Here is a 23,969-nt window from a genome sequence, read left to right as displayed (position 1 = left end):
ATCACGCGGCTTGTATGAATCAACATCCTGCTTCAGTCCTCATCCTCGGCCTGCGCACGACGTCGTTCCACGACATCGCTCATGTCGTGAAGGACGAGGACCGCGAGGGCCCCCATGCGCTGCCTCTGTTCGGGATTGAGGGTCTTGTAGAGTGGCTGCCATGCCTCGGCGAGTTTATCCAAATCGGCTGATCGTTGAGCCAATGCCTCCGAACGTCGTTGCAGGAAGGCGATGGGGTCACGATTGCGTATCGTTTCGACGGCATTTTGGTCGGCCCGTCGACCCACGGTTTCCGAGATTTTCGCAACACGGGCCTTCCGATCCTCCGCTCTGGCACGAATGGCGCTCTCGACAGGCGGCCAGAGCTTTTCCTGGTCGGGTGTCAGCTGCAACGCGGCCTTGGTCAAATCGATCCGCATGTCGATCAATGTATTCCGGTCCACTGCGTTGAGCCGTTCCGGCGTCGAAGGGGACGGAGCTTGCGCGCTGGCAATCGACGGTGCGGCAAGAAGGAGTGCAGCTGTTCCGATCACGACTATCTTCATCATCGGCGACCTCCTAGGTGAGTAGCCCCCAGGCACCAGCGCTAAGAATGGTCGGCAGGGCGATGTCACATTGATTCAAATCAAGGGACCTGGAGAAGAAATTGTGTCCCGCAGGCCGAGCAAGACGAAGCTGACGCAACTGCCGTCGAAGCAGGCGGTGGCGGCGTGAGGCCAATCTCTCCACCTGCAATTGCGCGGCGATCGGCCCTTTCCGGAAAATAGGATCAAACCCTGCGGATCGTAGTTATCGTTCCGCTGAACCGGCCGGAACCTCGGCCGGCGAGCGTCAGCCGGCATCACGTCACACGCATCGCAGGCGACTGGCGCCTGCGTTGTTGCGCGCATGCGCGGATCGAGCGAGGCGAGATGGTGAGCGTGACCTTCAGGATGATTCCTCTGCTGGCGGCGATCGCCATGATCGGCCTGTCGGCGGAGGCCCGCGACGACGGCCGCTACGCGAATTCTCCGCTCAAGGGCTGGTTCGAAAGCCTGAAGAGCAAGGCTGGAGGTCCGTGCTGCGCCGACGCCGACGGCACCGCGCTGGATGACGTCGACTGGGACACGCTGGACGGACACTACCGCGTGCGTCTTCTCGGCCAGTGGGTCACCGTGCCTGATGATGCCGTGATCAACGAGCCGAACCGCGCGGGCCGCCCCTTCGTCTGGCCCTACTACGTCAACGGCCGCGCCATGATCCGCTGCTTCATCCCGGGCAGCATGACGTGAGACCCGGACGCGCATGCCGCGGCCGTTCGTGGCGCTCATGGTGCACCGACGATTGCGGTGAGGTGACCTAACCCACCCTACGGACCTGTTGACTACGCCGCCCTGAGGTCGCCGACGAAGCGGTCGACGTCGCGCTTGAGATCGTCCGACAGGCGCGCCAGCATTTTTGCGGAATCCAGCACCTCGCCGGCGGCAGCGCCCGTCTGGCCGGCGGCCTGCGAGACGCCGGAGATGTGGCGCGAGACCTCGCTCGTGCCTTGCGAGGCCTGCTGCACGTTGCGTGCGATCTCGCGCGTCGCGGCGCCCTGCTGTTCGACAGCGGCGGCGATCGCGGCCGCAATCTCGTTGACCCGCTGGATGGTGGAGCCGATCGACCGTATCGCGGTCACCGAGGATTGGGTCGCGCCCTGGATCGCGGCAACCTGGCCGGTGATCTCCTCGGTCGCCTTCGCGGTCTGCGTGGCGAGGTTCTTCACTTCGGATGCGACCACCGCAAAGCCGCGGCCGGCTTCGCCGGCGCGGGCGGCCTCGATGGTGGCATTGAGCGCGAGCAGGTTGGTCTGCTCGGCAATGCCCGTGATCAGCGCGACGACGTCGCCGATGCGCTGCGCGGCATCGGCCAGCGCCTGCACCTCGGCATTGGTGCGGTCGGCTTCGGCCGAAGCGGCACCGGCAATGCTGGAGGATTCGGCGACCTGACGGCTGATCTCGCTGATCGAGGCCGAGAGCTCCTCAGTGGCGGCGGCCACCGTCTGAACGTTCGAGGAAGCATCGCCCGAGAGGCTTGCGACCGAAGCGGCCTTGGACGAACCCTGCTCGGCGGTCGACGACATCGACTGCGCGGTGGCGTTCAACTCGCCCGAGGCCGAGGCGAGCGTGTGCAGCGATTCCGTCACGGTCTTCTCGAACTGTTCGATCAGGCGTTCGACGGCGAGCTGTCGCCGCTCCTTCTTTGCCTGCTCGGCGGCCTGTTCCTCGGCGAGACGGTCACCGGTGATCATGTTCTCCCTGAACACGGCCACCGCGCGCGACATCTCTCCGATCTCGTCGCCGCGCTCGATGCCGGCGAGCTCGATCGCATAATCGCGCTCGGCGAGGCGCCGCATGGCCTGCGTCATCTTGCGGATCGGCGTGCTGACGCGGCGATTGACGAGGATGAAGCCGAACACCGTGACGGCGAGCGCAACCAGCATCATGCCGCCATTGAGCGCCAGGCTCCATCTCGCTGACGTCATCTGCTGCCCGGCACGGGCGACCATCTCGGCGAGCGCGGCCTGGCCAGCCTCGACGGTGGAATTGAGGAGGGCCGTGTTGAGCTTCGACAGATCCTCGATCTTGATGTCGATGGTCTGGTTGTTGCTCAGGGCCTTGATGAAGCCCTGCTGGCGCTCGGCCATGGAAGCGGCGTCGGCCTGCCTCGAGCGCGCGATGACGTCGGTGAGGCTTGCCGGCGCATCGGCGCGCGCGGCTGCGTCGAGCACCTGGCTCCAGGCCTGCTTGGCGCGGCCGGTGTCCTCGGCGGCGCCGACCATGTCGGCGGCACTCCAGGGTTTGCCGCTCGCGGCCGCAGTTTCCAGGCGGATGGCGACGAGGCCGCCGAAATTGCGCGCGGCCCAGGCCGACTGCTTGACGGCGAGCAGATGATCGACCACGGGATCGGTGAGCTTGAGTGCGTTCTCGATCTCGCTTGTCAGGGCCAGGATCGCGTCGAGATAGTCCTGCGCGGCCTTGCGAAATTCGTCGCCGACCTTCGGATCACGCTCCGCCTTGGCCTGGTGAATGGCGGCTTCCGCCTTGGGCCGCAGCGGCACGAGCGCGTCATGGATCGCGCCGAGCTTGCCGAGCGCACCGGCGAGGCGCGGATCGGCTACGCCATCGAGACGCTCGAGCACGCTTTTGTAGGCGGCTTCGGACAACTGCCGGTTGGTGGCGATGCGGTTATCGGCGTTGGCGTTGGCCGGCGCGTCCGCGACCAGCGCCGACAGGAAGGTGCCGCGCTCGAGCCGGAAGCCGAGCAGGGTCGCAAACAGCTGCTGGTCGGTGCTGGCGAAACGCTCGACCTTCTGCGCGGCGCCGTTGCGTTCAACGGCCCCCAACAAACCGGCTGCGAGCTGCCCGACCAGGAACAGGCCGAGGACGCCGATGATGGCGCCGAGAACGGAACGAATGGAGGGATTGCCGAACAATGCCATTGGGAGCGCCGGTTTCTTCTCAAAAAGATGAAGAAAAATACCGGGCGCTCCCTAAGATTCCGTTCACCAAATGCGCTCCCGCCGGCCGCCTACGGGAATGCCTGCCAATACCGAGCCGAGCTACGGAGATGAAAGCCTGAAGCCGGACCGGCTCATTTCACCTGCTTGGCCGCCTGGATCTCGACGAACTCGGCGTCGGGATGCGTGACGATCGTCGTGAACATGATGCCGCTGATGATGATCGACCAGGCGGTGTCCCAATAAATCCAAAACACGTTCCACCCTCCGTATTGGCGTCCTCCGCCTGCGGGATCACGGTAACGGCAAGATGAAGCTGCCGTTCCTGACGCGGGCGAGGCGCTATTTTGATTTGGTCGGCGGGGAGCGGCGGTCGGTTTCACCGGTGTGGCGCTTTGCCACGACATCCTCATCGCGCGGCCCTTCATGCGGGCGCGGCGGCAGCTTCGGCTGGCCGGCCTGACCGCCATGCTTGCCGCCCATGTCGGGCTTGCCTTCGAGATCGTTTTCGCGGGGCATGCCCGTTAATGCCTGTGCGCGGCATTGGTTCGCTGCGCCCGCACTGTTCTCGCCTGTGAACGAGTTCATAGAAGCGGCGTCCGTTGCAGTGCACGATGTCCCTGCGTGCGTCGCCGCATGCATTTGACGGACGGGATTTGGGCTGATGCAGAAACGACTGGTCGCCTGGACGCTTCTGACCTGCACCCTGCTCGCGGTCGCGGTGTGGACCGTGCTCGGGCCGCCTGACCGCCCGGCCGGCCCGCATCTGCCCTCCCGCGATTTGACGGCGGCGGTGCGATAGCCGCACCGGTGCGACCGATACAATTCCGGTATCGATCAATCTCAATTGGAATTTGGTGCGGCAACGGGCTGCCCGCTATCCTCTCCGGCAAAACGGCAACACTTGGTCCCGAGGAGAACGCCCATGTCGAGTTCGACACGCTGCATCGCAGCCAGAACACCTCGCGCTGCGATCGCCACCACGCTCACCTTTCTTGCCCTCACTTTGGGAGCCCGTGCCGGCATGGCCGAGACTTTTGCCTATGTCGGCAATGCCGACAGCAACGATATCAGCGTGTTCAAGCTGGCCGAGAACGGCGAGATGACACCCGTGCAGACCGCCGCCTTCACCGGGGTGGAGAAACCGGGCTCCTCGACGCCGCTCGCGATCACGCCCGACCACCGCGTGCTGATTGCGGGCGTCCGCTCGCAGCCATTCCAGGCGGTGAGCTTTTCGATCGACGAAAAGACGGGCCAGCTCAGCCATGTCGGCAACGGACCGCTCGCCGACAGCATGGCGAACATCGCCACCGACCGCGGCGGCAAGGTGCTGTTCAGCGCCTCCTATGGCGGCAGCAAGGTCGCCGTGAATCCGCTCGGAGCGAACGGCGTCGTGGCCGCGCCGACGCAGGTGATCCCGACCGGGCTGAACGCGCACGCCTTCCTGCCGTCACCCGACAACCGCTTCGTGTTCGCGACCAATCTCGGCTCGGACCAGGTGCTGAGCTTTACGTTCGAGCCCACCACCGGTGCGCTCACGCCGAGCGATCCGCCGGCTTACAAGCTGCCGGAAAAATCGGGGCCACGGCACTTCGTGTTCCACCCCAATGGCAAGTTCGTGTATCTCCTGCACGAACTGAACGGCGATGTCGCCGCGTTCACCTATGAGGCCAGGAGCGGCGCGTGGGACGAGATCCAGCGCACCACGGCGCTGCCTGAAGGGTTCACCGGAAAACCCTGGGCCGCCGACATCCACATCACGCCTGACGGGCGCTTCCTCTACGCCTCCGAGCGCACCACCAACACGATCGCCGCTTACAAGGTCGATGCGTCTAGCGGGAAGCTGACCACGATCGGCAGCGTACTGACCGAGAAGCAGCCGCGCGGCTTCAACATCGATCCCGGCGGACGCTACCTTGCCGCGGTCGGCGAACTCTCCGACGGCATGACCGTCTATGCGATCGACCAGGGCAGCGGCGCGCTCGCCAGGCTGAAATCCTACCCCACCGGCAAGAAGCCGAACTGGGTGGAGTTTTTGGGCCTGCCGTGAGGGCCGCGACGGACCTACGTAATCATCCGCAATTTCGCAGGACCCGGCGTTGCCATCATATGGCGGTCATGGACCGCCATATCCTCTTCAAATGCCCGCAGACCGGCATGAACGTGCAGCATCGGCTCGAGGTCGGGCCAGGCGACCGCACGCACGTCTCCGTGGCGTGCCCGGCCTGCACGCGACTGCACCTGATCGACACTTCCACGGGCAGATTGCTCGGCGAGCGCCGGAGCTGAGCTGTCCCCTTTGGCACCCTTGGGGGCCGGCTTGCCGGGAGCGAACCTGTTTCCCAATCCAGCGACTAATCAAGGACTTGCCGCGCCAGCCCGGGCGGCGTGGCACCCCGCTCCGAGACAACGCTGCCGTAGTCCGGGCTCCCGCCATCTGCTATCGGTTGGAGGCATCGCCCCCGTGGAATTTCCAATGCGCCGTCTGCCCCGTTCCGTCGTTCGAAGCCTGTTTCCCGCCGTCGCCGGAGTGTTCGTCCTCGGCGTGCAAGGCGCGCCTGCCGCCGACGACGATGCGCCCAAGGGGCCGGCGGTCACGGTGCTCAAGGTCGCAAAATCCTGCTTCTCCGACATCGTCGAGGCCACCGGCACCATCGTCGCGCGCGAGGAAAGCTCGGTGCGGCCCGAACGTCCGGGCCTGAAGGTAACGGAGGTGCTGGCGGAAGCCGGCGATACCACCACGGCCGGTCAGGTGCTGGCGCGCCTCGCGCTGCCCGAAGGTGGCACGCTTCAGGTCACCGCGCCCGTGGCCGGTGTGATCGCCACCTCCACCGCCCAGATCGGCAATTTCGCCTCGGCCAGGGGCGAGGCGCTGTTCACCATCGTGGCGCGCAGCGAATACGATCTCGTCGGCCTGGTCGCGACCACCGACGTGCGCAAGCTCGCCGTCAATCAGCCGGCGAGCGTGCGTATCGCCGGCGCCGGCGACCTCGAAGGCAAGGTGCGCCGCATCGGGCCGACCGTCGAGCCGAACATCCAGCAGGGCATGGTCTATATCGGCATCTCCTCGCAGAAGCGGCTGCTGCTGAACGCGAGCGGGCGCGCGCTGATCAAGACCGGCCAGAGCTGCAACGTCGCGGTGCCGCTCACCGCCGTGCAATATTCGTCCGCCGGAACCGTGGTGCAGGTGATCCGCCGCAACCGCGTCGAGACCAAGCGCGTCGAGATCGGGTTGATGTCGGGCGGCAATATCGAGGTCCGCGACGGCCTCAACGAAGGCGACGTCGTCGTCGCCCGCGCCGGCGCGCTACTGCGCGAAGGCGACCCCGTGCGCCCGGCGATGGCGAGCGCGGAAGCGGCGAAGTAGCAGCCACGATCGTCATTGCGAGCGCAGCGGTCGCGGTAGGGACGCTCATTGCTGGGCGCCCCCCGCACAGATCCGTACGTGCGGCTTTCCCGCATACGGCTCCCACCTCGGGTGAGTAGCGGTGAAGCGTGTTCGGGGCCAAGGATGGAGGATTTGTGGCTTGGGGAGCAAGTCGGAGGCAAGCCGCGCGACCCGCTGCCACGTGGTCCCGTCAATCTGGCTGCGGCGCCGAAGCATCCGCCTCCATTGTTCGGTGACGAAGTAGCGGAAGGCGCTGAGCGCTCGGCTGTTGGTCGGTACCGCGTGGTAGTTGAAGTACCCGGTAACGACCTGCCGCAGCCATTTGCCCTGTTCGAGCACCGACTGGTGCATACGCCGTCGCATTCCCTGCTTCACGGCTTGCAGTTTCGCCCGCATGCGGTCTTTGCGAGACTTGCGCCTGATCTGGAACTTGCCTTGCTTGGATCGGCTGCAGATGAAGGTGAAGCCGAGGAAGTTGAAGGTCTCCGGCTTGCCGAGCCCGCGCCGCCTGCGGTTGTCCTCCGCATGACGTCCGAACTCGATCAGCCGGGTTTTCTCAGGGTGCAGTGACAGCGCGAACTCCTGCAGCCGTTTGCGCAATTCTTCGAGGAAGTGCCGGGCCTCATTCTCATGCTCGAAGCCGACGATGAAGTCGTCAGCGTAGCGCACGATGATCATGTCACCCGCGGCCTCGCGCCGTCTGAAGCGTTCGGCCCACAGATCGAGGGCATAGTGCAGGTAGATGTTGGCAAGCAGCGGCGAGATCACCGCCCCTTGTGCCGTCCCCTGTTCGCTGACCCTGACCGTTCCTTCTTCGAGAACACCCGCCTTGAGCCATTTGCGGATCAGACGGATGATACGCTGGTCGCCGGTCCGATGTTCGACGAAGCGGATGAGCCATTCCTGGTCCACCATGTCGAAGAACGAGCGGATATCGGCGTCAACAATGAAGTTCACCCGCCGGCTCTCGATTCCGACCAGCAGCGCATCCATCGCATCGTGCGCGCTGCGCCCGGGCCGGAACCCATACGAGAACCCGAGGAAGTCCTCCTCGTAGATCGCGTTGAGCACCGTAGCGGTTGCCCGCTGAACGATCTTGTCCTCGAGGGACGCAATCGCCAGCGGTCGCTGCCGCCCATCCTGCTTCGGGATATGGACCCGCCGCGACGGCTGCGGCCGGTACGCTCCCCGGTGAACACGAGCATGCAGGTCCTCAAGATTGGCCTTGAGGTCTTGCTCGTAGTCCCGCCACATCATTCCGTCCACACCCGGCGCGGCATGCTTCTTCAGCGCGAAGAACTCCGCCTCGAGCAGTTCAGGCGTGATGTGGTGAAGCAGCGCAGTGAACCTCTCCTTCTTCCTTTCCCTTGCAGTTCGCCGTATGCGTTCCAACGCCTGTGTCACGCTTGTCCGGCTCGGCGTCCGGGGCGTGCTTTGCTGGTCCGCATTCCCCTTGGTCGCGGCCCTTCGCTCCACCAACTCCTCCGCGGATCGCTCCGCTTCGTTCGCAGGCTTCGACGCTACTACGGCCGCGTCCGACTTCCCGCATCCGTTCGTCATCGGCTTTGGCTCCTCGCCTTCCCGATGCGGACCTTGGGGGCATGTTGCCATCGGTCAGATGCGGGACCTCCCAGGTTCCGACGCGGTCCTTTGCTGCGTGATGGGGTCTTCGACCACGGCAGAGCGTCAGCGCCTCGCATAACGGCGCCGCACATGTTGCCTTCGACGTTGCTTACCGGCTCGGCCTCTGCGAGTTTCTGTCTTTCGCGGCTCAATAGCCCACCCCACAGCATCGTTGTGTACGCTTCGCAGCCGCCGTTGCCGACGGCCACGCAACACTCACTACCGGGCGCTCGCTACCGCTTACCCGGACCGGACTTCCACCGGTTGGACCACGCCAGCTTGCCTGGCGCACAAGCAATCCAGAGTCTGTCCGGGGAGGAATCCTGGATTGCTTCGTCGCAAGAGCTCCTCGCAATGAGGGTGGAGAGGCAGCTGCGATTGCCGAAAGAAAAACTAGCCGCCGGCTTCGCCGAACTGCACGTCCTCGAGCAGCGAGGACGACACGGTCGGGACCTGGCCGCCTTCGGAGGCGCGGGAGATGGCGACGCGGGTCTTGTTGAAGACGGCTTCGGCGCTGCCGCTCTGCGCATTGAGATTGCCGAGCAGCTCGCCGACCAGCACGCTGTGCTCGCCGTTGGCGTCGTCGACGACCTTGCCGGGCGAGGCCGAGGACAGGATCAGCGCATTTTCGGGCGCGCTGATCGGCGCGAGGCCGTGGCTGTAGGAACGGAAGCGGCGCTCATAGGGGTTACGGCGCGAGGCGTCGACGACGACGAGCTTGGCCTTGGCGCCCTGCTCCTTCATCATCTCGAGCACGCCCTCGATGGAGACGCCGTGGCGGCGGACGTCGCTTTCCTTCCAGATCACGGCATCGACCGGCAGCATGTAGCTCTCGCGCCCCGCCTGCACGCCGAAGCCGCCGAAGAACAGCATGACGACGGTGTCGCGCTTGATCCGGGACTTCAGGCGATTGACGGCGCGCACCATGTCGTCCCTGGTCGCGTCTTCCACCATGTCGACGTCAAAGCCGTTCTTGCGCAGCGCCGAGGACAGCGCACGAGCGTCGTTGATCGACTGCGTCAGCGGCGCGCTGGCGTCGGGATAATGTCCATTGCCGATGACGAGGGCGAGACGCGAGGTCTGGCCGACCGAGCCGGTGATCTGGTCGGTCGTAACGGCCTTGGCGGCATCGAGCGCCCGCATGTTGAGGGCAGCATGGGCGCCGATCACCAGCGACACCGTGCCGATGAGGGCTGCGGCCGCCGCGATGGTGCGTCGGGAAATGTCGAGCTGCCTTACATTCATCTCGGTTCATTCCTGTCAGTGCCAAAGACCGGCCAAGCGCGCGCACACTGGTTTGAGTAGCGCGATGGCGTCTTTGGGTTTGAGGGATCGGCCGGGGAGCGCCCCCGAATTGCGCGCAATTTGCGGCGCCGCACCAAACAAACCCTTAACCGGATATCGCCCTGCCGGCAATAGATCGTCCAAAATTTGAGCTAAGCCTCTGAAGCTATTTGCTAATTTTCCGGGTCGAATTTCTCGGTTTATGGCATCCCCGTACCCCTCCCGGGGGTCTCATCGTGCGGGCCTCGGCCGGTTATGTCCGTGACGTCCATCACATTTGTTTTTCCTGCGAATCCGGGTAGCTTTTCAAAGACTTGCAGGGGGTGGTGGGCGGACGCGTGCGCGCTCCCGCTTCCGGGCAAGGCCCCGCGACCAGGTATTTCATGAGCTTTCATTATTTTGCCGGCGCCGCCTGCCGGGCGCTGACGGCGCGGAAGGACGGTCCCTCTCTCTATGAGGTCTGCGATCCCGTGCTGGCGGCCAGCACCAGCGGCGATCCGCATCTGGCAAAATTCTATAAGACCGCGCTGGGCAATCCCGCGCTGCGGATGCTGCTCCGCCGGGCCGGACTGCCCGAGCTGCGCGACGAGACGAGGCTCGCGCGGCTGCGCGAGGCGCTCACGCGCGCAAGCGATGATGCCGAGCCGGATTGGGCGGCGGTCGGCCAGCCCGTGGCCGATCTCGTCGACAGCATCGCGCTCGATCACCCGAAGCCGCCGCCGGCGATGTTCACCGGCACCATGCCGCAGCCCGCTGAGATCGACGCCGTGATCCGCGACTGCGCGCAGCACCTGCTCGGCTCGTACCGCCGAAACGGCTTCCTGCCGACCTATGCCGCCTTCAACCTGATCGGCGACCCCGATTGCCGCGGCCGCGAGCTGATCATGGCGCTGACCGGGCTGAACGCGCGCGGCTACAAGAACTCCTCCCTGCTGTTCAACTTCGCCCGCGTCTTCATCGCGCGCTCGCACGCGCGCGCCGTGGTCAATCCGCCCTGGAAAGGCATCGCCGAGCCGATGTGGGAGCCGGTGCAGATCCGCCACCGCTCGGCCTATTACGATGCGTTCTTCATCGAGGCACTGCTCGGCTATGTCGAGACCGGGCTCGCCTCGCCGGGCGACAAGATCGCTGCGGAGCGCGCCATCGCCGACATGGTCGATTTCTGCGTCAACATCAGCCGCGAGGAAGTCGAGGGCTTGGGCGGCGCGCGCTTCAACGTCATCACCGCGCTCGCGCCCGCGCCGCATCCGCGCTTTTCCCGCTTCTTCGCCCAGATCAAGCAGGACCTCGGCTTCGGCGTCTACGTGCCGGATTGCGACACCACGGCATGCTCGATCTCCGCGGCGACGCAGGCCGGCTGCCTTGATGCGATCATCGACCAGCCGCTGCTCGACTTCTACAGCGGCTATCAGGTGCGTGCGGGTGTCAACGCGCCGCGCGTCACCGTGCCGCTGAACGACAATATCGACTATGAAGGCGGCGTCGCCACCTGGATCGACAATCTCAAGGGCGAGCGGCCCTACGGCAACGATCTCGATCCGACGCTCAATCTCGACATTCTCGAGGTGAGCTTCCGCAACCTGACGCGCTGGAAAATATTGGAAACACCGACACGGCTCGCCACGGTGCAGCGGATCATCGGCTTCCAGAAGCGGCTGGCAGCGAGCGGCGCCTTCGCCAATCCGCGCTCGCACATCTATTATCTGCCCGAGCTCTACAGCGCCTATTTCGGCCGCTGTTATGCGGCGTTCCTGGCGCTGCCGCTGGCGGCGCAGGCGGCGATCGATCCGGACGGCGATTTCGATTTCATCCGCCACCGCGTGCTCACCTACGTCAAGGGAGAGCTGATGGGCGCGGAGATGAACGTGTTCGACGCCGCACTGGCGCTGATCGCGCTCGGCCATCTCGGCGCCGACCCGCGTGCCTTCGCACCGGCGCTGAACGTCATCATCGATGCCATCGGCGAGGGCGGCCGCCGCGGCCCGTTCCGCGCCTATGAATGGAACAAGATGAAGACGCCGACGCGGATCCTGGTCGGCGGCCCGGAGGTAACCTCGGCCTTCGTGCTGATGGGGCTGGCGGTGGCGAAGCGGGCGATGGCGCGGGGGTGATCATCTTACCCTCCCGCTCCAGGGAAGGGTAAGAGAGAGCCGCAATGACGGGAAGTTGAAAGCCCGTCCGTTAGGCGGATGCTGGCCGCGCGGCCAAAAGCCGACCACAATTGCGCGGCTTATCGAGATTTCCTGAACACCGGACCGGCATGCTGCGAAAATTCCTGATTGCGCTGTCCTTGCTCGCCCCGTCGCTCGCCCAGGCCGCCGACATCACCGGCACGGCAAAGGTCCGCGACGGCGATTCGGTCGTGATCGGCAATACGCGGGTCCGGCTCGGCGGCATCGACGCGCCGTCGTCCGACCAGCTCTGTCTCAACACCAAGAGCGAGCGCTGGACTTGTGGCGTGGCGGCGCGCGAGGAGCTCGCCAAATACACCGAAGGCAAGACCTGGGTCTGCCACACCCGCGCGATCGACCGGCGCGGTCGCACCGTGGCGCGCTGCGAGGTCGGCGGCGAGGACATCCAGAAATGGCTGGTGCGCAACGGCTGGGCACTGGCCTACACCCGCGTCTCCAAGGACTATGAACCCGATGAAGTCGCCGCGCGCGAGGCAAAAGCCGGCATGTGGCAGGGCGCCTTCATCGCGCCCTGGGACTGGCGCGTGCGCAACAAGAAAACCGCCATCCTGGGCGCCACCAAGCCGCCGGAGGGCGCGCATGCCGTGCTGCTCGCTTCGGCCTCGGGGCCGGTCGCGCCCTCGCCCGACTGCACCATCAAGGGCAATGTGAACAGCGCCGGGGAGTGCATCTATCACCAGCCGACCAGCCGCTGGTACACCCAGATCAAGATGAAGATCAGCAAGGGCACCCGCTGGTTCTGCTCGGTGGAAGAGGCTGAAGCCGCCGGTTGCCGCGAGACCAAGAGATAACCCAGTTCAGACCTGCGTTTTCCGGGCTTTTCCTGGCTCCCAGCGCCACGTAAAAGCGTGAATCAACGACACCATCCTGTTCTCAAGCAACAAGGACCGACAGCAATGACCGTTCGCGCGGGCCGGGAATTTCTGGCCATCCCCGGGCCCACCACGATGCCCGACGAGGTGCTGCGGGCGATGCATCGTCCGGCGATCGACATCTACTCCAGGGAGATGCACGAGCTGACCGATACGCTGCTCGCAGACATCTCGAAGCTGTTTGCGACCAAGGGCAAGTCCTACATCTACATCGCCAACGGTCACGGCGCCTGGGAAGCGGCGCTGAGCAACGTGCTGTCGTGCGGCGACAAGGTGCTGGTGCTGGAGAGCGGCCGCTTCGCGATCGGCTGGGGCAATGCGGCGGCGCTGATGGGCGCCGAGGTCGAGGTGCTCAAGGGCGACTGGCGCCGCGCGGTGCGGCCGCACGAGGTCGAGGAACGCCTGCGCCGCGACAAGGAGCACAAGATCAAGGCGGTCGTCGTCGTCCAGGTCGACACGGCATCGGGGGTGCAGAACGACATCGAGGCGATCGGCAAGGCGATCAAGGCGAGCGGCCATCCCGCGCTCTACATGGTCGACACCGTTGCCTCGCTCGGCTGCATGCCATTCGAGATGGACAAATGGGGCGTCGACGTCGCGATGTCCGGCTCGCAGAAGGGCCTGATGACGCCGCCCGGCCTCGGCTTCGTCGCGGCGAATGCGCGCGCGCTCGAGGTGCAAAGGAAGGCCGATCTGTCGACGCCCTATTGGAGCTGGAGCGAGCGCGAGGGCACCGAGAACTATCGCAAATATGCCGGCACCGCGCCGGTGCATCTGCTGTTCGCGCTGCGCAAGGCGATCGACATGCTGCACGAGGAAGGGCTGGAAAACGCCTTCCGCCGCCACAGCCTGCTCGGCGAAGCCGCGCGCCGCGCGGTCGCGATGTGGTCGGAAGGCCAGGTGCTCGGCTTCAACGTTGCGGAGGCGAGCGAGCGCTCCAACACCGTGACCACGGTGACCATGAACAACGGCCATGATCCCGCAGTGCTGCAACGCTATTGCAAGGACAAGTGCGGCGTCGTGCTCGGCACCGGCATCGGCGACCTCTCCGGACAGGCCTTCCGCATCGCCCATATGGGCCATGTGAATGCGCCGATGCTGCTCGGCACGCTCGGCGTGATCGAGATCGGATTGAATGCGCTGAAGATCCCGCACGGCAAGGGCGGACTGGAAGCAGCGGTCGCGTATCTCGGTGAGGAGGTGGCGGCGTAAGGCGCGGTCTCTGCGAAGGCCTCGCTTATTCTTCCTTCTCCCCTTGTGGGAGAAGGTGGCGCGAAGCGCCAGATGGTTGTTCCGCGAACGCAAGAGCGAGTTGGGCTTGCGGACAGATACCCTCACCCGTCTCGCCGCTCCGCGCAGAGCCATCCTCTCCCGCAAGGGGGCGCAGGCGGGGAGAGGTGAAGAAGGGCGACGCCGCGACACGTACCTGAACGAGGACCGAGTGACACAAGCCAACACACCTTCGAAGCCCCCCGTCGCCCCGCGCCGGCCGCATTCCTTCACGCGGCACGGCATCACCGTGACCGACGATTATGCCTGGCTGAAGGACGCGAAGTGGCAAGAGGTTCTGCGCGACCCCAAGGTCCTCGATCCGGACATCCGCAAATATCTGGACGAGGAGAACGTCTACACCGAGAGCCTGCTCGGCCAGACCGCGGCGCTGCAGAAGACGCTGGTCGGCGAGATGCGCGGACGAATCAAGGAGGACGATTCCAGCGTGCCGTCGCCGGACGGGCCGTTTGCCTATTTCCGCAGGTTCCGCGAAGGCGGGCAGCACGAATTGTTCGGCCGCATGCCGCGCGACGGCGGTGAGGGCGAGATCGTGCTCGACGGCGATGCGCTCGCAAAAGACCACAAATATTTCAAGTTCGGCGGCAGCCGGCACTCGTACGATCACAAGCTGCAGGCCTGGAGCGCGGACACCAAGGGGTCGGAATATTTCTCGATCCGCGTGCGCGACTGGGCCACGGGCAAGGATCTCGACGATCTCGTCGAGGAGACCGACGGTGGGGTGGTCTGGGCCGCCGACTGCAAGAGCTTCTTCTATGTGAAGCTCGACGACAATCACCGGCCGATGCAAGTGTGGCGACACAAGCTCGGCACCAGGCAGGCCGACGATACGCTGGTCTACGAGGAGCAGGACGCCGGCTGGTTCACCCATCTGCACGAGAGCACCAGCGGCCGGTTCTGCGTGATCGCGGGCGGCGACCACGAGACGAGCGAGCAGCGGCTGATCGATCTCGCAAATCCCGAAGCGCCGCCGCGCCTCGTCGCAGCGCGCGAGGAAGGCGTGCAATATTCGCTCGCCGATCGCGGCGACGAGCTGTTCATCCTCACCAACGCCGACGACGCCATAGACTTCAAGATCGTCACCGCGCCGCTTGGCTCGCCCGAGCGGGCGAACTGGCGCGACCTGATCCCGTATCGTCCCGGCATCTACATCATCGATCTCGATCTCTATGCCGGCCACCTGGTGCGGCTGGAGCGCGCCAATGCGCTGCCGTCGATCGTGATCCGCGATCTCGCGAGCAAGGAAGAGCACGCCATCGCCTTCGACGAGGCGGCCTATTCGCTGGATACGATGGGCTCCTACGAATTCGAGACGACGAATCTGCGCTTTGCCTATTCGTCGATGACGACGCCGTCGGAAGTCTACGACTACGACATGGTCAGGCGCACGCGCACCCTGCGCAAGCGACAGGAGATTCCGTCAGGCCATAACGCGGCCGACTACGTCACCACGCGCATCATGGCGAAGTCGCATGATGGCGCCGAGGTTCCGGTCTCGATTCTCCATCGCCGCGGGCTCAAGCTCGACGGTACGGCGCCGCTGCTGCTCTACGGCTACGGCTCCTACGGCATGGCGATGCCCGCCTCCTTCAACGCCAACCGCCTGTCGCTGGTCGATCGCGGCTTCGTCTACGCCATTGCCCATATCCGGGGCGGCGCCGACAAGGGTTGGGGCTGGTATCTCGACGGCAAGCGCGAGAAGAAGACCAACACGTTCGACGATTTCGCCGCCAGCGCCCGCGCGCTGGTCGATGCGAAATATACCGGCGCGAAACGCATCGTCGGCCATGGCGGCTCGGCCGGCGGCATGCTGATGGGCGCGGTCGCCAACCGCGCCGGCGAATTGTTCGCCGGCATCGTCGCCGAGGTGCCGTTCGTCGACGTGCTCAACACCATGCTGGACGACACGCTGCCGCTGACCCCGCCGGAATGGCCGGAATGGGGCAACCCGATCGAGAGCGAGAAGGATTTTCGCACCATCCTGTCCTACTCGCCCTACGACAATGTCGCGGCGAAGGACTATCCGGCGATCCTGGCGATGGGCGGCCTGACCGATCCGCGCGTCACCTATTGGGAGCCCGCCAAATGGATCGCGCGCCTGCGCGCCACCATGAAAGGCGGCGGCCCGGTTCTCCTGCGCACCAACATGGGCGCCGGCCATGGCGGCGCGTCGGGGCGGTTCGACCGGCTCGATGAAGTCGCGATCGTCTATGCGTTCGCGCTGTGGGCGGCGGGAATGGCGGAGGCCTGATCTCCCTCTCCCCCGTTTCTTACGGAGAGAGGTCGGGGTGAGGGGCTGCCTCCGCAATCACGGTGAGAGACAGACTGCGCGGAGAGCCCCCTCGCCCGGAATCCACGCTTGCAGCGCGCATTCCGGCCTCTCCCCGCACGCGGGGAGGCGAAGTGACTACCTCCCGTTCCTCTTCCGCCACGCCGCAAAATCGGTGAGCGTCTGCGGATCGGTCGCCGGATAGAGACCGAAAATGCTGCGGCCCTTGCCGACTTCCTCGGTGACGAAGTCCTCGAACGCGGTCATCTCGAAGGTTTCGCTGGCGATCTCGTCGGCGAGATGAGCGGGGATCACGATGACGCCGTCGGCATCGCCGAGGATGACGTCGCCGGGAAACACCGGCGCGTCGCCGCAGCCGATCGGGACGTTGATCTCGATCGCCTGGTGCAGCGTCAAATTGGTCGGTGCGCTCGGGCGATGATGGTAGGCGGGAATGCCGAGCCTGGCGATCTCGGCGGAATCGCGAAAGCCGCCGTCGGTGACGACGCCGGCAACGCCGCGCTTCATCAGCCGCGTCACCAGGATCGCGCCGGCCGAGGCCGCACGCGCATCCTTGCGGCTGTCCATCACCAGCACCGCGCCAGGCGGGCAATCCTCCACCGCCTTGCGCTGCGGATGCGAGCGGTCCTTGAAGACGTCGATGGTGTTGAGGTCCTCGCGCGCCGGCATGTAGCGCAGCGTAAAGGCCTCGCCGACCATGGTCGGCTGGCCGGGGCCGACGGGATGCACATCCTGGATCATCTGGATGCGCAGGCCGCGCTTGAACAGCGCGGTGGCGACCGTGGCGGTGGAGACGGACTTGAGCTTGTTGCGGGTGGCTTCGGAAAGTTTTGACATGTAGTGCTCTCTTTTCTCGTCATTCCGGGGCATCGCGAAGCGATGGGCCCGGAATCCATACTCCCGATCGTGGTTATGGATTCCGGGCTCGACGCTTCGCGGCGCCCCGGAATGACAGGTTGCTAGTAAATCGACGGCTCGCCAATCGGCGCGCCGAAATCCGTCTCCAGGAAGTCGAAGTCGCAGCCGTCATTGGCCTGCTTGATGTGCTTGGTGAACATCCAGCCATAGCCGCGCTCGAAGCGGCGCTCGGGCTGCTTCCAGGCGACGCGGCGCTTTTCGAGCTCTGCCTCGGGCACATCGAGATTGATGGTGCGGGCTGCGACGTCGAGGGTGATGCGGTCGCCGTTCTGCACCAACGCCAGCGGGCCGCCGATGTAGGATTCGGGCGAGACGTGCAGGATGCAGGCGCCGTAGCTGGTGCCGCTCATGCGCGCGTCCGAGATGCGCACCATGTCGCGCACGCCCTGCTTCACGAGTTTTGTCGGGATCGGCAGCATGCCCCATTCCGGCATGCCCGGGCCACCTTGCGGCCCGGCATTGCGCAGGATCAGAATGTGATCCTCGGTGACGTCGAGATCGGGATCGTCGACCGCCTTCTTCATCGAAGGATAGTCGTCGAACACCAGCGCCGGCCCGGTATGCTTGAGGAAGCGCGGCGCGCAGGCACTCGGCTTGATGACGCAGCCGTCAGGCGCGAGATTGCCCTTGAGCACCGCGAGCGCGCCTTCCTTGTAGATGGGATTGTCGACCGAGCGGATCACGTCGGCATTGTGCACTTCGGCACCGTCGATGTTCTCGCCCAGCGTCTTGCCTGTTACCGTGACGCAGTCGAGATGCAGATGCTGTTTGATCTGCCCCATCAGCGCCGGCAGGCCGCCGGCATAGAAGAAGTCCTCCATAAGATAGGCATCGCCGCTCGGCCGCACGTTGGCAATGACAGGCACCTTGCGGCTGGCGATCTCGAAATCGTCGAGCCCGATGTCCTGCCCGGCGCGGCGGGCCTGCGCGATGAGATGAATGATCGCATTGGTGGAGCAGCCCATCGCCATCGCGACCGCAATCGCGTTCTCAAAGGCTTTTCGGGTCTGGATCACCTTCGGCGTCAGATCCTCCCAGACCATCTCGACGATGCGGCGGCCGCATTCAGAGGCCATGCGGATGTGGTTCGCGTCGGCAGCCGGAATCGAGGAGGCGCCGGGCAGGGTCATGCCGATCGCCTCAGCAATCGCGGTCATGGTGGAAGCCGTGCCCATGGTCATGCAGGTGCCGTAGCTGCGGGCGATGCCGGCTTCGATGTCGAGCCAGTCTTTTTCCGAGATCTTTCCGGCGCGGCGCTCGTCCCAGTACTTCCAGCCGTCGGACCCGGAGCCGAGCGTCTTGCCCCTCCAGTTGCCGCGCAGCATGGGACCTGCCGGCAGGTAGATCGCCGGGATGTTCATCGAGGTCGCGCCCAACAGCAGCGCCGGCGTGGTCTTGTCGCAGCCGCCCATCAGCACGACACCGTCGACGGGATGGCTGCGCAGCAGCTCTTCGGCGTCCATCGCGAGCAAATTGCGATAGAGCATGGTGGTGGGCTTGAGCAGCGATTCCGACAGCGACAGCGCCGGCAATTCCAGGGGCAGGCCGCCGGCCATCAGGATGCCGCGCTTGACATCGTCGACGCGCGACTTGAAGTGCATGTGGCAGGGCTGGGCGTCCGACCAGGTGTTGAGGATCGCGATGATCGGGCGGTCCTTCCACTCCTCGGGCGCGTAGCCCATCTGCATGGTGCGGGAGCGATGGCCGAACGAGCGGAGATCGTCGGGCGCGAACCAGCGAGCGCTGCGGAGCTGATCGGGTGTTTTCTTCTTGGTCATGACTGCGTGCCCCATTTCTGGACGGTGTTCCGCTCGATTGCGCGGAAGATCAGGTTCTCGACAAAGAGCCCGATGATGATCACCGTCAAGAGCCCGGCGAAGACCGCCTTGAGCGAGACGGCAGACGTGGGCTCCCTCTCCCGCTTGAGGGAGAGGGTTGGAGAGAGGGTGCGCTTCCGCAGTGAGACTCCCCACGAGGAGACAGCTCTCACCCGCGCCTTCGGCGCGACCTCTCCCGCAAGCGGGAGAGGTTCGAACGAGCCCGCGGCCGGTGGCTTAATGCTGCTCTGCGTTAAACCACGCAGTCGCCTTTCCGGCCGCGATCATCGGCATCGTCGCCGTCGCGCCGGTCCACCGGACCGGTGCACAGCCTGAGAGATGGCCCGGGCCTAGGTGGCGAGGCGTTCGGCCACGCCCGATACCTGGTTCGCGGCCCCCATCACGTCGTCGGGCGAGCGGTTGGTTTCTGCAATGGCGCCGGAGACGGCACCGATGCTGGTTGCCAGCGTCTGCGTTCCCGATGCCGCCATCTGGACGTTCTGCGAGATCTCCCGCCGGATAGCCGACGGGGTGAAGGGCGCGAACTCGGCCTTGTCCGAGGTTCCGCCTCATATGCACGCAAGAGTGCGTATGATCTGCGAGGCATGGTCTCTCCGGGGTGGCAGGAAAGGCAGTCGGAGCAAACGCGAGGCGCTTGCGGCGCAGCCAGAATCCGCGCAACAATTTCGCATTTGTGATTTGAGGTCGCTGGAACGTTCCATGCGACCCGGAGGATTCTTGACGTGGCCAACATCCTGATCGTGGATGACGACCCGGCCGTGCAGATCACCGTCCGGCTGCTTCTGGAAAGGGCCGGCCATCACGTCACTGTCGCTGGCGATGGCCACAAGGGGCTTGCGCTGTTCGAGGCCAGCCCGTTCGACCTGCTGTTTCTCGACATCTTCATGCCCGCCATGGACGGGCTGGAGACGATGCGCCACATCCGGGCGCTGGCCCCCGGCACTCCTATCATCGTCGTTTCCGGGCGCTCGATCACGCCGGACGTCTATGCGGAGCCGGATTTCCTGAAAATGGCGACCAGGCTCGGCGCGGTGGCGAGTCTTCAGAAGCCGTTCCGGCCCGACGCGCTGCTCGCCGCGGTCGATGGCTGCCTGAAGTCGAGCGAGCCGGAAGAATCCGATGTCAGTTCCGGCCGCCGATGACGAGCCCCTCCTTTCTGCACCGGACCGGAGCAGGCGCGGCCGTCCGGCAGGTCCTGCGAACGTCCGCATGACGCTCGCAACGCGGCTGGCGATCGCGATGATCCTGCTGGTGGCGATGACCGTGGGCGCCGTCGGCTGGCTGGGCTATCGCAACATCACGCAAGCGGTCATTCCGCGAGTCCTGGAGCGGGTCGAGGCCCAGTCACGCCTGCTGGCCACCAATCTGGAATCCTACGTCGCCGGCGCTCGCGGCGATTTGACCGGCTATCGCTCCGCCGCAGCCATCAACGGCCTGATCCGCGCCCACCTCGGTGGAGGCATTGACCCTACCGACGGCGTTTCGGAGCAGACCTGGCGCGAGCGCATCGCGGCGCGGCTCGTAGCCGAGATCGAGGCCAAACCCAGCTATGCGCAGTTTCGCGTCATCGGTCTCGACGATAACCAGCGCGAGCTGGTCCGCGTCGATCGATCCGGCCCGAATGGAACGGTACGGATCGTCCCCGACAGCGAACTGGAGCACAAGAGCGAGCGAGCCTATTTTCAGGAAACGATACGGCTGCCACCCGGCGAGGTTTATGTCTCGTCCATCGATCTTGCCACCCGCCAGGGCGGCACGACGGGCCTCCACATCCCGACTCTTCGCGTCGCGATGCCCCTGTTCACGTCGGACGGCAAGCCGTTCGGGATCGTCATCGCCAATATCGACATGCGTCCCGCGCTCGACCGCGTCCGCTCGACCAGGAGCCCGGGAGGAGAGATATACGTCGTGAATTCGCGCGGCGACTATCTCGTCCATCCCGACCGGACGCAGGAATTCGGCTCGTTGCGCGGCCACCCCACCGATTGGCGCAAAGACTTTCCGTTCTTGTCGGCGCTGGCCGGCACGCCGGACCTAGTCACGCGGCTCACAACCGACGAGTCAGGCCGGCCGAGCGGCGCGGCGATCGCGCCGGCGCTGCTCGCGGGCAAGGAGTGGGTCGCCATCATCGTGACCGTTCCCCCGTCCGTCTTCGGTCGCGTGCCGGCTGCCATTCAAAAGACGTCCCTTCTCGTCGGGATTCTTGCCGTGCTCGCCGCGGCCGCGCTCGCGGTGCTGCTGGCGCGCTCATTGACTCGTCCGATCGGGCGCCTGACCGCGGCGGTGGAGGCAATCGGCAGCGGGCGGCCCGCGGACATTCCCGTCGACGCGAGCGGGGAGACCGGCGTGCTGGCGCGGGCCTTTGCCCGGATGGTCGAGGAGACGCAGGCGAAGACGGCCGCGCTCGAACGCGAGATCCGGGAGCATCGCCGCACCGAGGCGGCACGAAGCCATCATGCGGCGCGCGAGCAATTGTTCAGCGCGGCCGTCGAATCATCCGACGATGCGATCGTCATGCAATCGCTCGATGCCGTCATCACGGGATGGAATCCCGCCGCCGAACGTCTCTATGGCTATGCGGCGAGCGAGGCGATCGGGCAATCCACCGCGATCATCGTGCCGCCCGACCGCCGCGAGCAGGGCAAGGACTATCTTCGACGGATCGCCCGGGGCGAGCCGATCGAACGCTTCGAGACGATACGCCTGCGCAAGGACGGCACGCCGGTCGAAATCTCGCTCAGCCTCTCACCGATCAAGGGGCCGTCGGGCGAAATCGTCGGCGCCTCCGGAGTCGCGCGCAGCCTCACCGAGGCGCGACGGGCCGAGCGGGCGCTGCAACAGCAGCTCGAGGAGCGGCGACAGCTTTTCGACGCCTCGCAGGATCTGATCATGATCATGGACCCGGCGGGCCATGTCGTGCAGGTCAGCCCGAGCTGCGAGGCCATTCTCGGCTACCGGCCGGACGAGATGATCGGCCGCAGCGGCGCGGACTTCGTCCATCCCTCGCATCTCAAGCGATCCCAGGAGGAGATGCGCGCGCTCAGGCGTGGCGAACACCCGAAGCTCGGCGACACCCGCTGCTTCCACAAGGACCGGCATGAGGTCTGGCTGTCATGGCTCGGCAACTGGTCCGAGAAGGCCAAGCGCTTCTTCTTCGTCGGCCGCGACATGACCGAGGCGAGACTCGCGGAAGAATCCCTGCGCGAGAGCGAGCAGCTCGCGCGCAACATCGTCGAGACCGCGCTCGACGCCTTCGTCCAGACCGACGAGCGCGCCATCATCCTGAACTGGAGCTCGCGGGCCGAAGAGCTGTTCGGCTGGCGCCGCGACGAAGCGCTGGGCCGTAGCTCGATCGAACTCATCGTCGCTCCCGGTGACCGTGACAAGTTCAGCGAAGGCCTTGCGCGCTACCTCGATTCCAGAGACGGCCAGATGATCAACCGCCGCCGCGAGCTGATGTGCTGCCGCCGCGACGGCACGGAGTTCAAGGCCGAGCTGAGCGTCACGGCACTGAAGCGTCGCGAGGGCATCCTGTTCAACGTCTTCTACCGCGACCTCACCGACAAGATCGCGGCCGAGGAGCGCATCCGCCACGCCGACAAGATGGAGGCCGTCGGCCAGCTCACCGGCGGCGTGGCGCACGACTTCAACAACATCCTCACCGTGATCACCGGGACGATCGAAATTCTCGGCGAAGCGGTGGCCAAGGAACCCGAGCTCGCGACGATCACCAGGATGATCGACGAGGCGGCCGGACGCGGCGCCGAGCTGACCCAGCACCTGCTCGCGTTTGCGCGCAAGCAGCCGCTGCAGCCGCGCGAGATCGACATCAACTCGCTGATCGTCGACACCGCCAAGCTGCTGCGGCCGACGCTGGGCGAGCAGATCCAGATCGAATCGGTGTTCGAGGACGAGAGCTGCGTCGCGATCGTCGATCCCAACCAGCTCACCACCGCGATCCTCAACCTCGCGCTCAATGCCCGCGATGCCATGCCCGGCGGCGGCAAGCTGATCTTGGAGACGGGCACCGCCTATCTCGACGAGGTCTATGCCAGCGTCAACGATATCAGGCCCGGCAACTACGTGCTGATCGCCGTGAGCGATACCGGCACCGGCATTCCGGCGAACATGCTGGCGCGGGTGTTCGATCCCTTCTTCACCTCGAAGGGACCGGGCAAGGGCACCGGGCTCGGGCTTTCCATGGTCTACGGCTTCATGAAGCAGTCCGCCGGCCACATCAAGATCTACAGCGAGGAAGGCCACGGCACCACGATCAAGATGTACCTGCCGCCGGGCCAGACCGCGACTGTAGTCGGCGACGGCGTGACGCCCGCAACGATCGAGGGTGGACACGAGACGATCCTGGTGGTCGAGGACGACCGCCTGGTGCGCGACTACGTGCTCGCGCAACTGCATGCGCTGGGCTACGTCACCCTGCAGGCTGCGAACGCCGCGGAGGCGCTCGCGATCGTCGCCGCCGGAAAATGCTTCGACCTGCTGTTCACCGACGTCATCATGCCCGGCAAGATGAATGGACGGCAGCTCGCCGACGAGATGATGAAGACGCGCCCCGATCTCAAGGTGGTCTACACGTCAGGCTATACCGAGAATGCGATCATCCATCACGGCCGGCTGGATTCCGGTGTTCTGCTGCTGGCAAAGCCCTATCGCAAGTCGGATCTGGCGCGGATCATCCGCAGGGCGTTGACGGCTGAGGCACCGTAGCCCCGGATGAGCGAAGCGACATCCTGCGCCGGCAGTCCCGGGTGTCGCTTCGCTGACCCGGGCTACGA

Annotated in this window: 20 protein-coding genes and 1 pseudogene; 11 read left to right on the top strand and 10 right to left on the bottom strand. The window is 65.4% G+C overall.

The features are described 5' to 3' along the window. Positions 1–32: 32 nt before the first annotated feature. Entirely contained in the window at positions 33–548 is a 516-nt protein-coding gene (locus tag ACRQ5Q_RS02320; RefSeq protein ID WP_439372496.1) for a Spy/CpxP family protein refolding chaperone, read from the bottom strand. A gap of 363 nt (positions 549–911) precedes the next feature. Here ACRQ5Q_RS02320 and ACRQ5Q_RS02315 point away from each other — a divergent pair, with 363 nt between their 5' ends. Further along, positions 912–1,271, top strand: coding sequence for a hypothetical protein (locus ACRQ5Q_RS02315; protein WP_439372495.1), 360 nt, complete (start codon positions 912–914; stop codon positions 1,269–1,271). A gap of 92 nt (positions 1,272–1,363) precedes the next feature. Here the strand turns inward: ACRQ5Q_RS02315 and ACRQ5Q_RS02310 are convergent, their stop codons facing one another. The 3 genes from ACRQ5Q_RS02310 to ACRQ5Q_RS02300 form a co-directional block, all read right to left on the bottom strand. After that, complete coding sequence (locus ACRQ5Q_RS02310) at positions 1,364–3,463, bottom strand: methyl-accepting chemotaxis protein (RefSeq protein ID WP_439395835.1); 2,100 nt, start codon at positions 3,461–3,463, stop codon at positions 1,364–1,366. A gap of 152 nt (positions 3,464–3,615) precedes the next feature. Further along, the gene (locus tag ACRQ5Q_RS02305; protein WP_271580850.1) at positions 3,616–3,738 is read right to left on the bottom strand and encodes a hypothetical protein; all 123 of its coding nucleotides are present in this window, start codon (positions 3,736–3,738) and stop codon (positions 3,616–3,618) included. Positions 3,739–3,823: 85 nt separating this feature from the next. Then, positions 3,824–4,000, bottom strand: coding sequence for a hypothetical protein (locus ACRQ5Q_RS02300; protein WP_439372493.1), 177 nt, complete (start codon positions 3,998–4,000; stop codon positions 3,824–3,826). 145 nt (positions 4,001–4,145) lie between these two features. Here ACRQ5Q_RS02300 and ACRQ5Q_RS02295 point away from each other — a divergent pair, with 145 nt between their 5' ends. The 4 genes from ACRQ5Q_RS02295 to ACRQ5Q_RS02280 all read left to right on the top strand — a co-directional run bounded on the left by ACRQ5Q_RS02295 (position 4,146) and on the right by ACRQ5Q_RS02280 (position 6,848). Further along, positions 4,146–4,283, top strand: coding sequence for a hypothetical protein (locus ACRQ5Q_RS02295; RefSeq protein WP_439395833.1), 138 nt, complete (start codon positions 4,146–4,148; stop codon positions 4,281–4,283). A gap of 123 nt (positions 4,284–4,406) precedes the next feature. Next, positions 4,407–5,531: a lactonase family protein gene (locus ACRQ5Q_RS02290; RefSeq protein WP_439395831.1), complete on the top strand. Its 1,125-nt coding sequence runs from the start codon at positions 4,407–4,409 to the stop codon at positions 5,529–5,531. Positions 5,532–5,599: 68 nt separating this feature from the next. Next, complete coding sequence (locus tag ACRQ5Q_RS02285) at positions 5,600–5,770, top strand: hypothetical protein (RefSeq protein WP_439395830.1); 171 nt, start codon at positions 5,600–5,602, stop codon at positions 5,768–5,770. Positions 5,771–5,957: 187 nt separating this feature from the next. Then, positions 5,958–6,848, top strand: coding sequence for an efflux RND transporter periplasmic adaptor subunit (locus ACRQ5Q_RS02280; RefSeq protein ID WP_439395828.1), 891 nt, complete (start codon positions 5,958–5,960; stop codon positions 6,846–6,848). Between the two features lie 45 nt (positions 6,849–6,893). Here ACRQ5Q_RS02280 and ltrA read toward each other — a convergent pair whose 3' ends face one another. Then, complete coding sequence (gene ltrA, locus ACRQ5Q_RS02275; RefSeq protein WP_439368145.1) at positions 6,894–8,273, bottom strand: group II intron reverse transcriptase/maturase; 1,380 nt, start codon at positions 8,271–8,273, stop codon at positions 6,894–6,896. A gap of 612 nt (positions 8,274–8,885) precedes the next feature. Then, entirely contained in the window at positions 8,886–9,737 is an 852-nt protein-coding gene (locus tag ACRQ5Q_RS02270) for a caspase family protein (protein WP_439395826.1), read from the bottom strand. A gap of 422 nt (positions 9,738–10,159) precedes the next feature. Here ACRQ5Q_RS02270 and ACRQ5Q_RS02265 point away from each other — a divergent pair, with 422 nt between their 5' ends. The 4 genes from ACRQ5Q_RS02265 to ACRQ5Q_RS02250 all read left to right on the top strand — a co-directional run bounded on the left by ACRQ5Q_RS02265 (position 10,160) and on the right by ACRQ5Q_RS02250 (position 16,381). Next, positions 10,160–11,887 carry a hypothetical protein gene (locus ACRQ5Q_RS02265; protein WP_439395824.1) on the top strand — a complete coding sequence of 576 codons (1,728 nt, stop codon included), beginning with the start codon at positions 10,160–10,162 and terminating at the stop codon, positions 11,885–11,887. A 149-nt stretch (positions 11,888–12,036) separates the two neighbouring features. Next, the gene (locus ACRQ5Q_RS02260) at positions 12,037–12,759 is read left to right on the top strand and encodes a thermonuclease family protein (RefSeq protein WP_439372487.1); all 723 of its coding nucleotides are present in this window, start codon (positions 12,037–12,039) and stop codon (positions 12,757–12,759) included. 105 nt (positions 12,760–12,864) lie between these two features. After that, positions 12,865–14,052 (top strand): pyridoxal-phosphate-dependent aminotransferase family protein, encoded by a 1,188-nt coding sequence (locus ACRQ5Q_RS02255; protein WP_439395822.1) that lies wholly within the window; start codon positions 12,865–12,867, stop codon positions 14,050–14,052. 229 nt (positions 14,053–14,281) lie between these two features. After that, a complete protein-coding gene (locus tag ACRQ5Q_RS02250; protein ID WP_439395820.1) occupies positions 14,282–16,381 on the top strand; it encodes a S9 family peptidase in 2,100 nt (699 codons plus the stop codon). 156 nt (positions 16,382–16,537) lie between these two features. Here the strand turns inward: ACRQ5Q_RS02250 and ACRQ5Q_RS02245 are convergent, their stop codons facing one another. From ACRQ5Q_RS02245 to ACRQ5Q_RS02230, 4 genes and pseudogenes are all read right to left on the bottom strand, one after another. Beyond that, complete coding sequence (locus tag ACRQ5Q_RS02245) at positions 16,538–17,257, bottom strand: ribonuclease activity regulator RraA (protein WP_439372484.1); 720 nt, start codon at positions 17,255–17,257, stop codon at positions 16,538–16,540. Between the two features lie 122 nt (positions 17,258–17,379). Next, a complete protein-coding gene (araD, locus tag ACRQ5Q_RS02240) occupies positions 17,380–19,116 on the bottom strand; it encodes an L-arabinonate dehydratase (protein ID WP_439395818.1) in 1,737 nt (578 codons plus the stop codon). Further along, a pseudogene (locus ACRQ5Q_RS02235) lies at positions 19,113–19,226 on the bottom strand (ABC transporter permease); the annotation flags it as partial. The pseudogene ACRQ5Q_RS02235 and the gene araD, both read right to left, overlap by 4 nt. Before the next feature lie 279 nt (positions 19,227–19,505). Next, positions 19,506–19,646, bottom strand: a complete 141-nt coding sequence (locus ACRQ5Q_RS02230) for a hypothetical protein (protein WP_439395817.1) — start codon at positions 19,644–19,646, stop codon at positions 19,506–19,508. A gap of 252 nt (positions 19,647–19,898) precedes the next feature. Here ACRQ5Q_RS02230 and ACRQ5Q_RS02225 point away from each other — a divergent pair, with 252 nt between their 5' ends. Further along, positions 19,899–20,318: a response regulator gene (locus tag ACRQ5Q_RS02225; RefSeq protein ID WP_439372482.1), complete on the top strand. Its 420-nt coding sequence runs from the start codon at positions 19,899–19,901 to the stop codon at positions 20,316–20,318. Beyond that, positions 20,296–23,901, top strand: a complete 3,606-nt coding sequence (locus ACRQ5Q_RS02220) for a PAS domain S-box protein (protein ID WP_439395815.1) — start codon at positions 20,296–20,298, stop codon at positions 23,899–23,901. The genes ACRQ5Q_RS02225 and ACRQ5Q_RS02220 overlap by 23 nt, the downstream gene beginning before the upstream one ends. Positions 23,902–23,969 lie beyond the last annotated feature (68 nt).

The sequence above is a fragment of the Bradyrhizobium sp. PMVTL-01 genome, assembly GCF_051861855.1.
Lineage (GTDB): Bacteria > Pseudomonadota > Alphaproteobacteria > Rhizobiales > Xanthobacteraceae > Bradyrhizobium.
This window is presented reverse-complemented; position numbering and strand designations above follow the sequence as displayed.

Bases quoted from the DNA above. Each gene is read 5' to 3' on its own strand.
- ACRQ5Q_RS02315 (WP_439372495.1), top strand. From the start codon at position 912: ATGGTGAGCGTGACCTTCAGGATGATTCCTCTGCTGGCGGCGATCGCC.
- ACRQ5Q_RS02230 (WP_439395817.1), bottom strand. From the start codon at position 19,646: ATGGCGGCATCGGGAACGCAGACGCTGGCAACCAGCATCGGTGCCGTC.
- ACRQ5Q_RS02245 (WP_439372484.1), bottom strand. From the start codon at position 17,257: ATGTCAAAACTTTCCGAAGCCACCCGCAACAAGCTCAAGTCCGTCTCC.
- ACRQ5Q_RS02280 (WP_439395828.1), top strand. From the start codon at position 5,958: ATGCGCCGTCTGCCCCGTTCCGTCGTTCGAAGCCTGTTTCCCGCCGTC.
- ACRQ5Q_RS02260 (WP_439372487.1), top strand. From the start codon at position 12,037: ATGCTGCGAAAATTCCTGATTGCGCTGTCCTTGCTCGCCCCGTCGCTC.
- ACRQ5Q_RS02290 (WP_439395831.1), top strand. From the start codon at position 4,407: ATGTCGAGTTCGACACGCTGCATCGCAGCCAGAACACCTCGCGCTGCG.
- ACRQ5Q_RS02220 (WP_439395815.1), top strand. From the start codon at position 20,296: ATGTCAGTTCCGGCCGCCGATGACGAGCCCCTCCTTTCTGCACCGGAC.
- ACRQ5Q_RS02320 (WP_439372496.1), bottom strand. From the start codon at position 548: ATGATGAAGATAGTCGTGATCGGAACAGCTGCACTCCTTCTTGCCGCA.
- ACRQ5Q_RS02295 (WP_439395833.1), top strand. From the start codon at position 4,146: ATGCAGAAACGACTGGTCGCCTGGACGCTTCTGACCTGCACCCTGCTC.
- ACRQ5Q_RS02300 (WP_439372493.1), bottom strand. From the start codon at position 4,000: ATGCCCCGCGAAAACGATCTCGAAGGCAAGCCCGACATGGGCGGCAAG.
- ACRQ5Q_RS02310 (WP_439395835.1), bottom strand. From the start codon at position 3,463: ATGGCATTGTTCGGCAATCCCTCCATTCGTTCCGTTCTCGGCGCCATC.
- ACRQ5Q_RS02255 (WP_439395822.1), top strand. From the start codon at position 12,865: ATGACCGTTCGCGCGGGCCGGGAATTTCTGGCCATCCCCGGGCCCACC.
- ACRQ5Q_RS02270 (WP_439395826.1), bottom strand. From the start codon at position 9,737: ATGAATGTAAGGCAGCTCGACATTTCCCGACGCACCATCGCGGCGGCC.
- araD (WP_439395818.1), bottom strand. From the start codon at position 19,116: ATGACCAAGAAGAAAACACCCGATCAGCTCCGCAGCGCTCGCTGGTTC.
- ACRQ5Q_RS02265 (WP_439395824.1), top strand. From the start codon at position 10,160: ATGAGCTTTCATTATTTTGCCGGCGCCGCCTGCCGGGCGCTGACGGCG.
- ACRQ5Q_RS02285 (WP_439395830.1), top strand. From the start codon at position 5,600: ATGGACCGCCATATCCTCTTCAAATGCCCGCAGACCGGCATGAACGTG.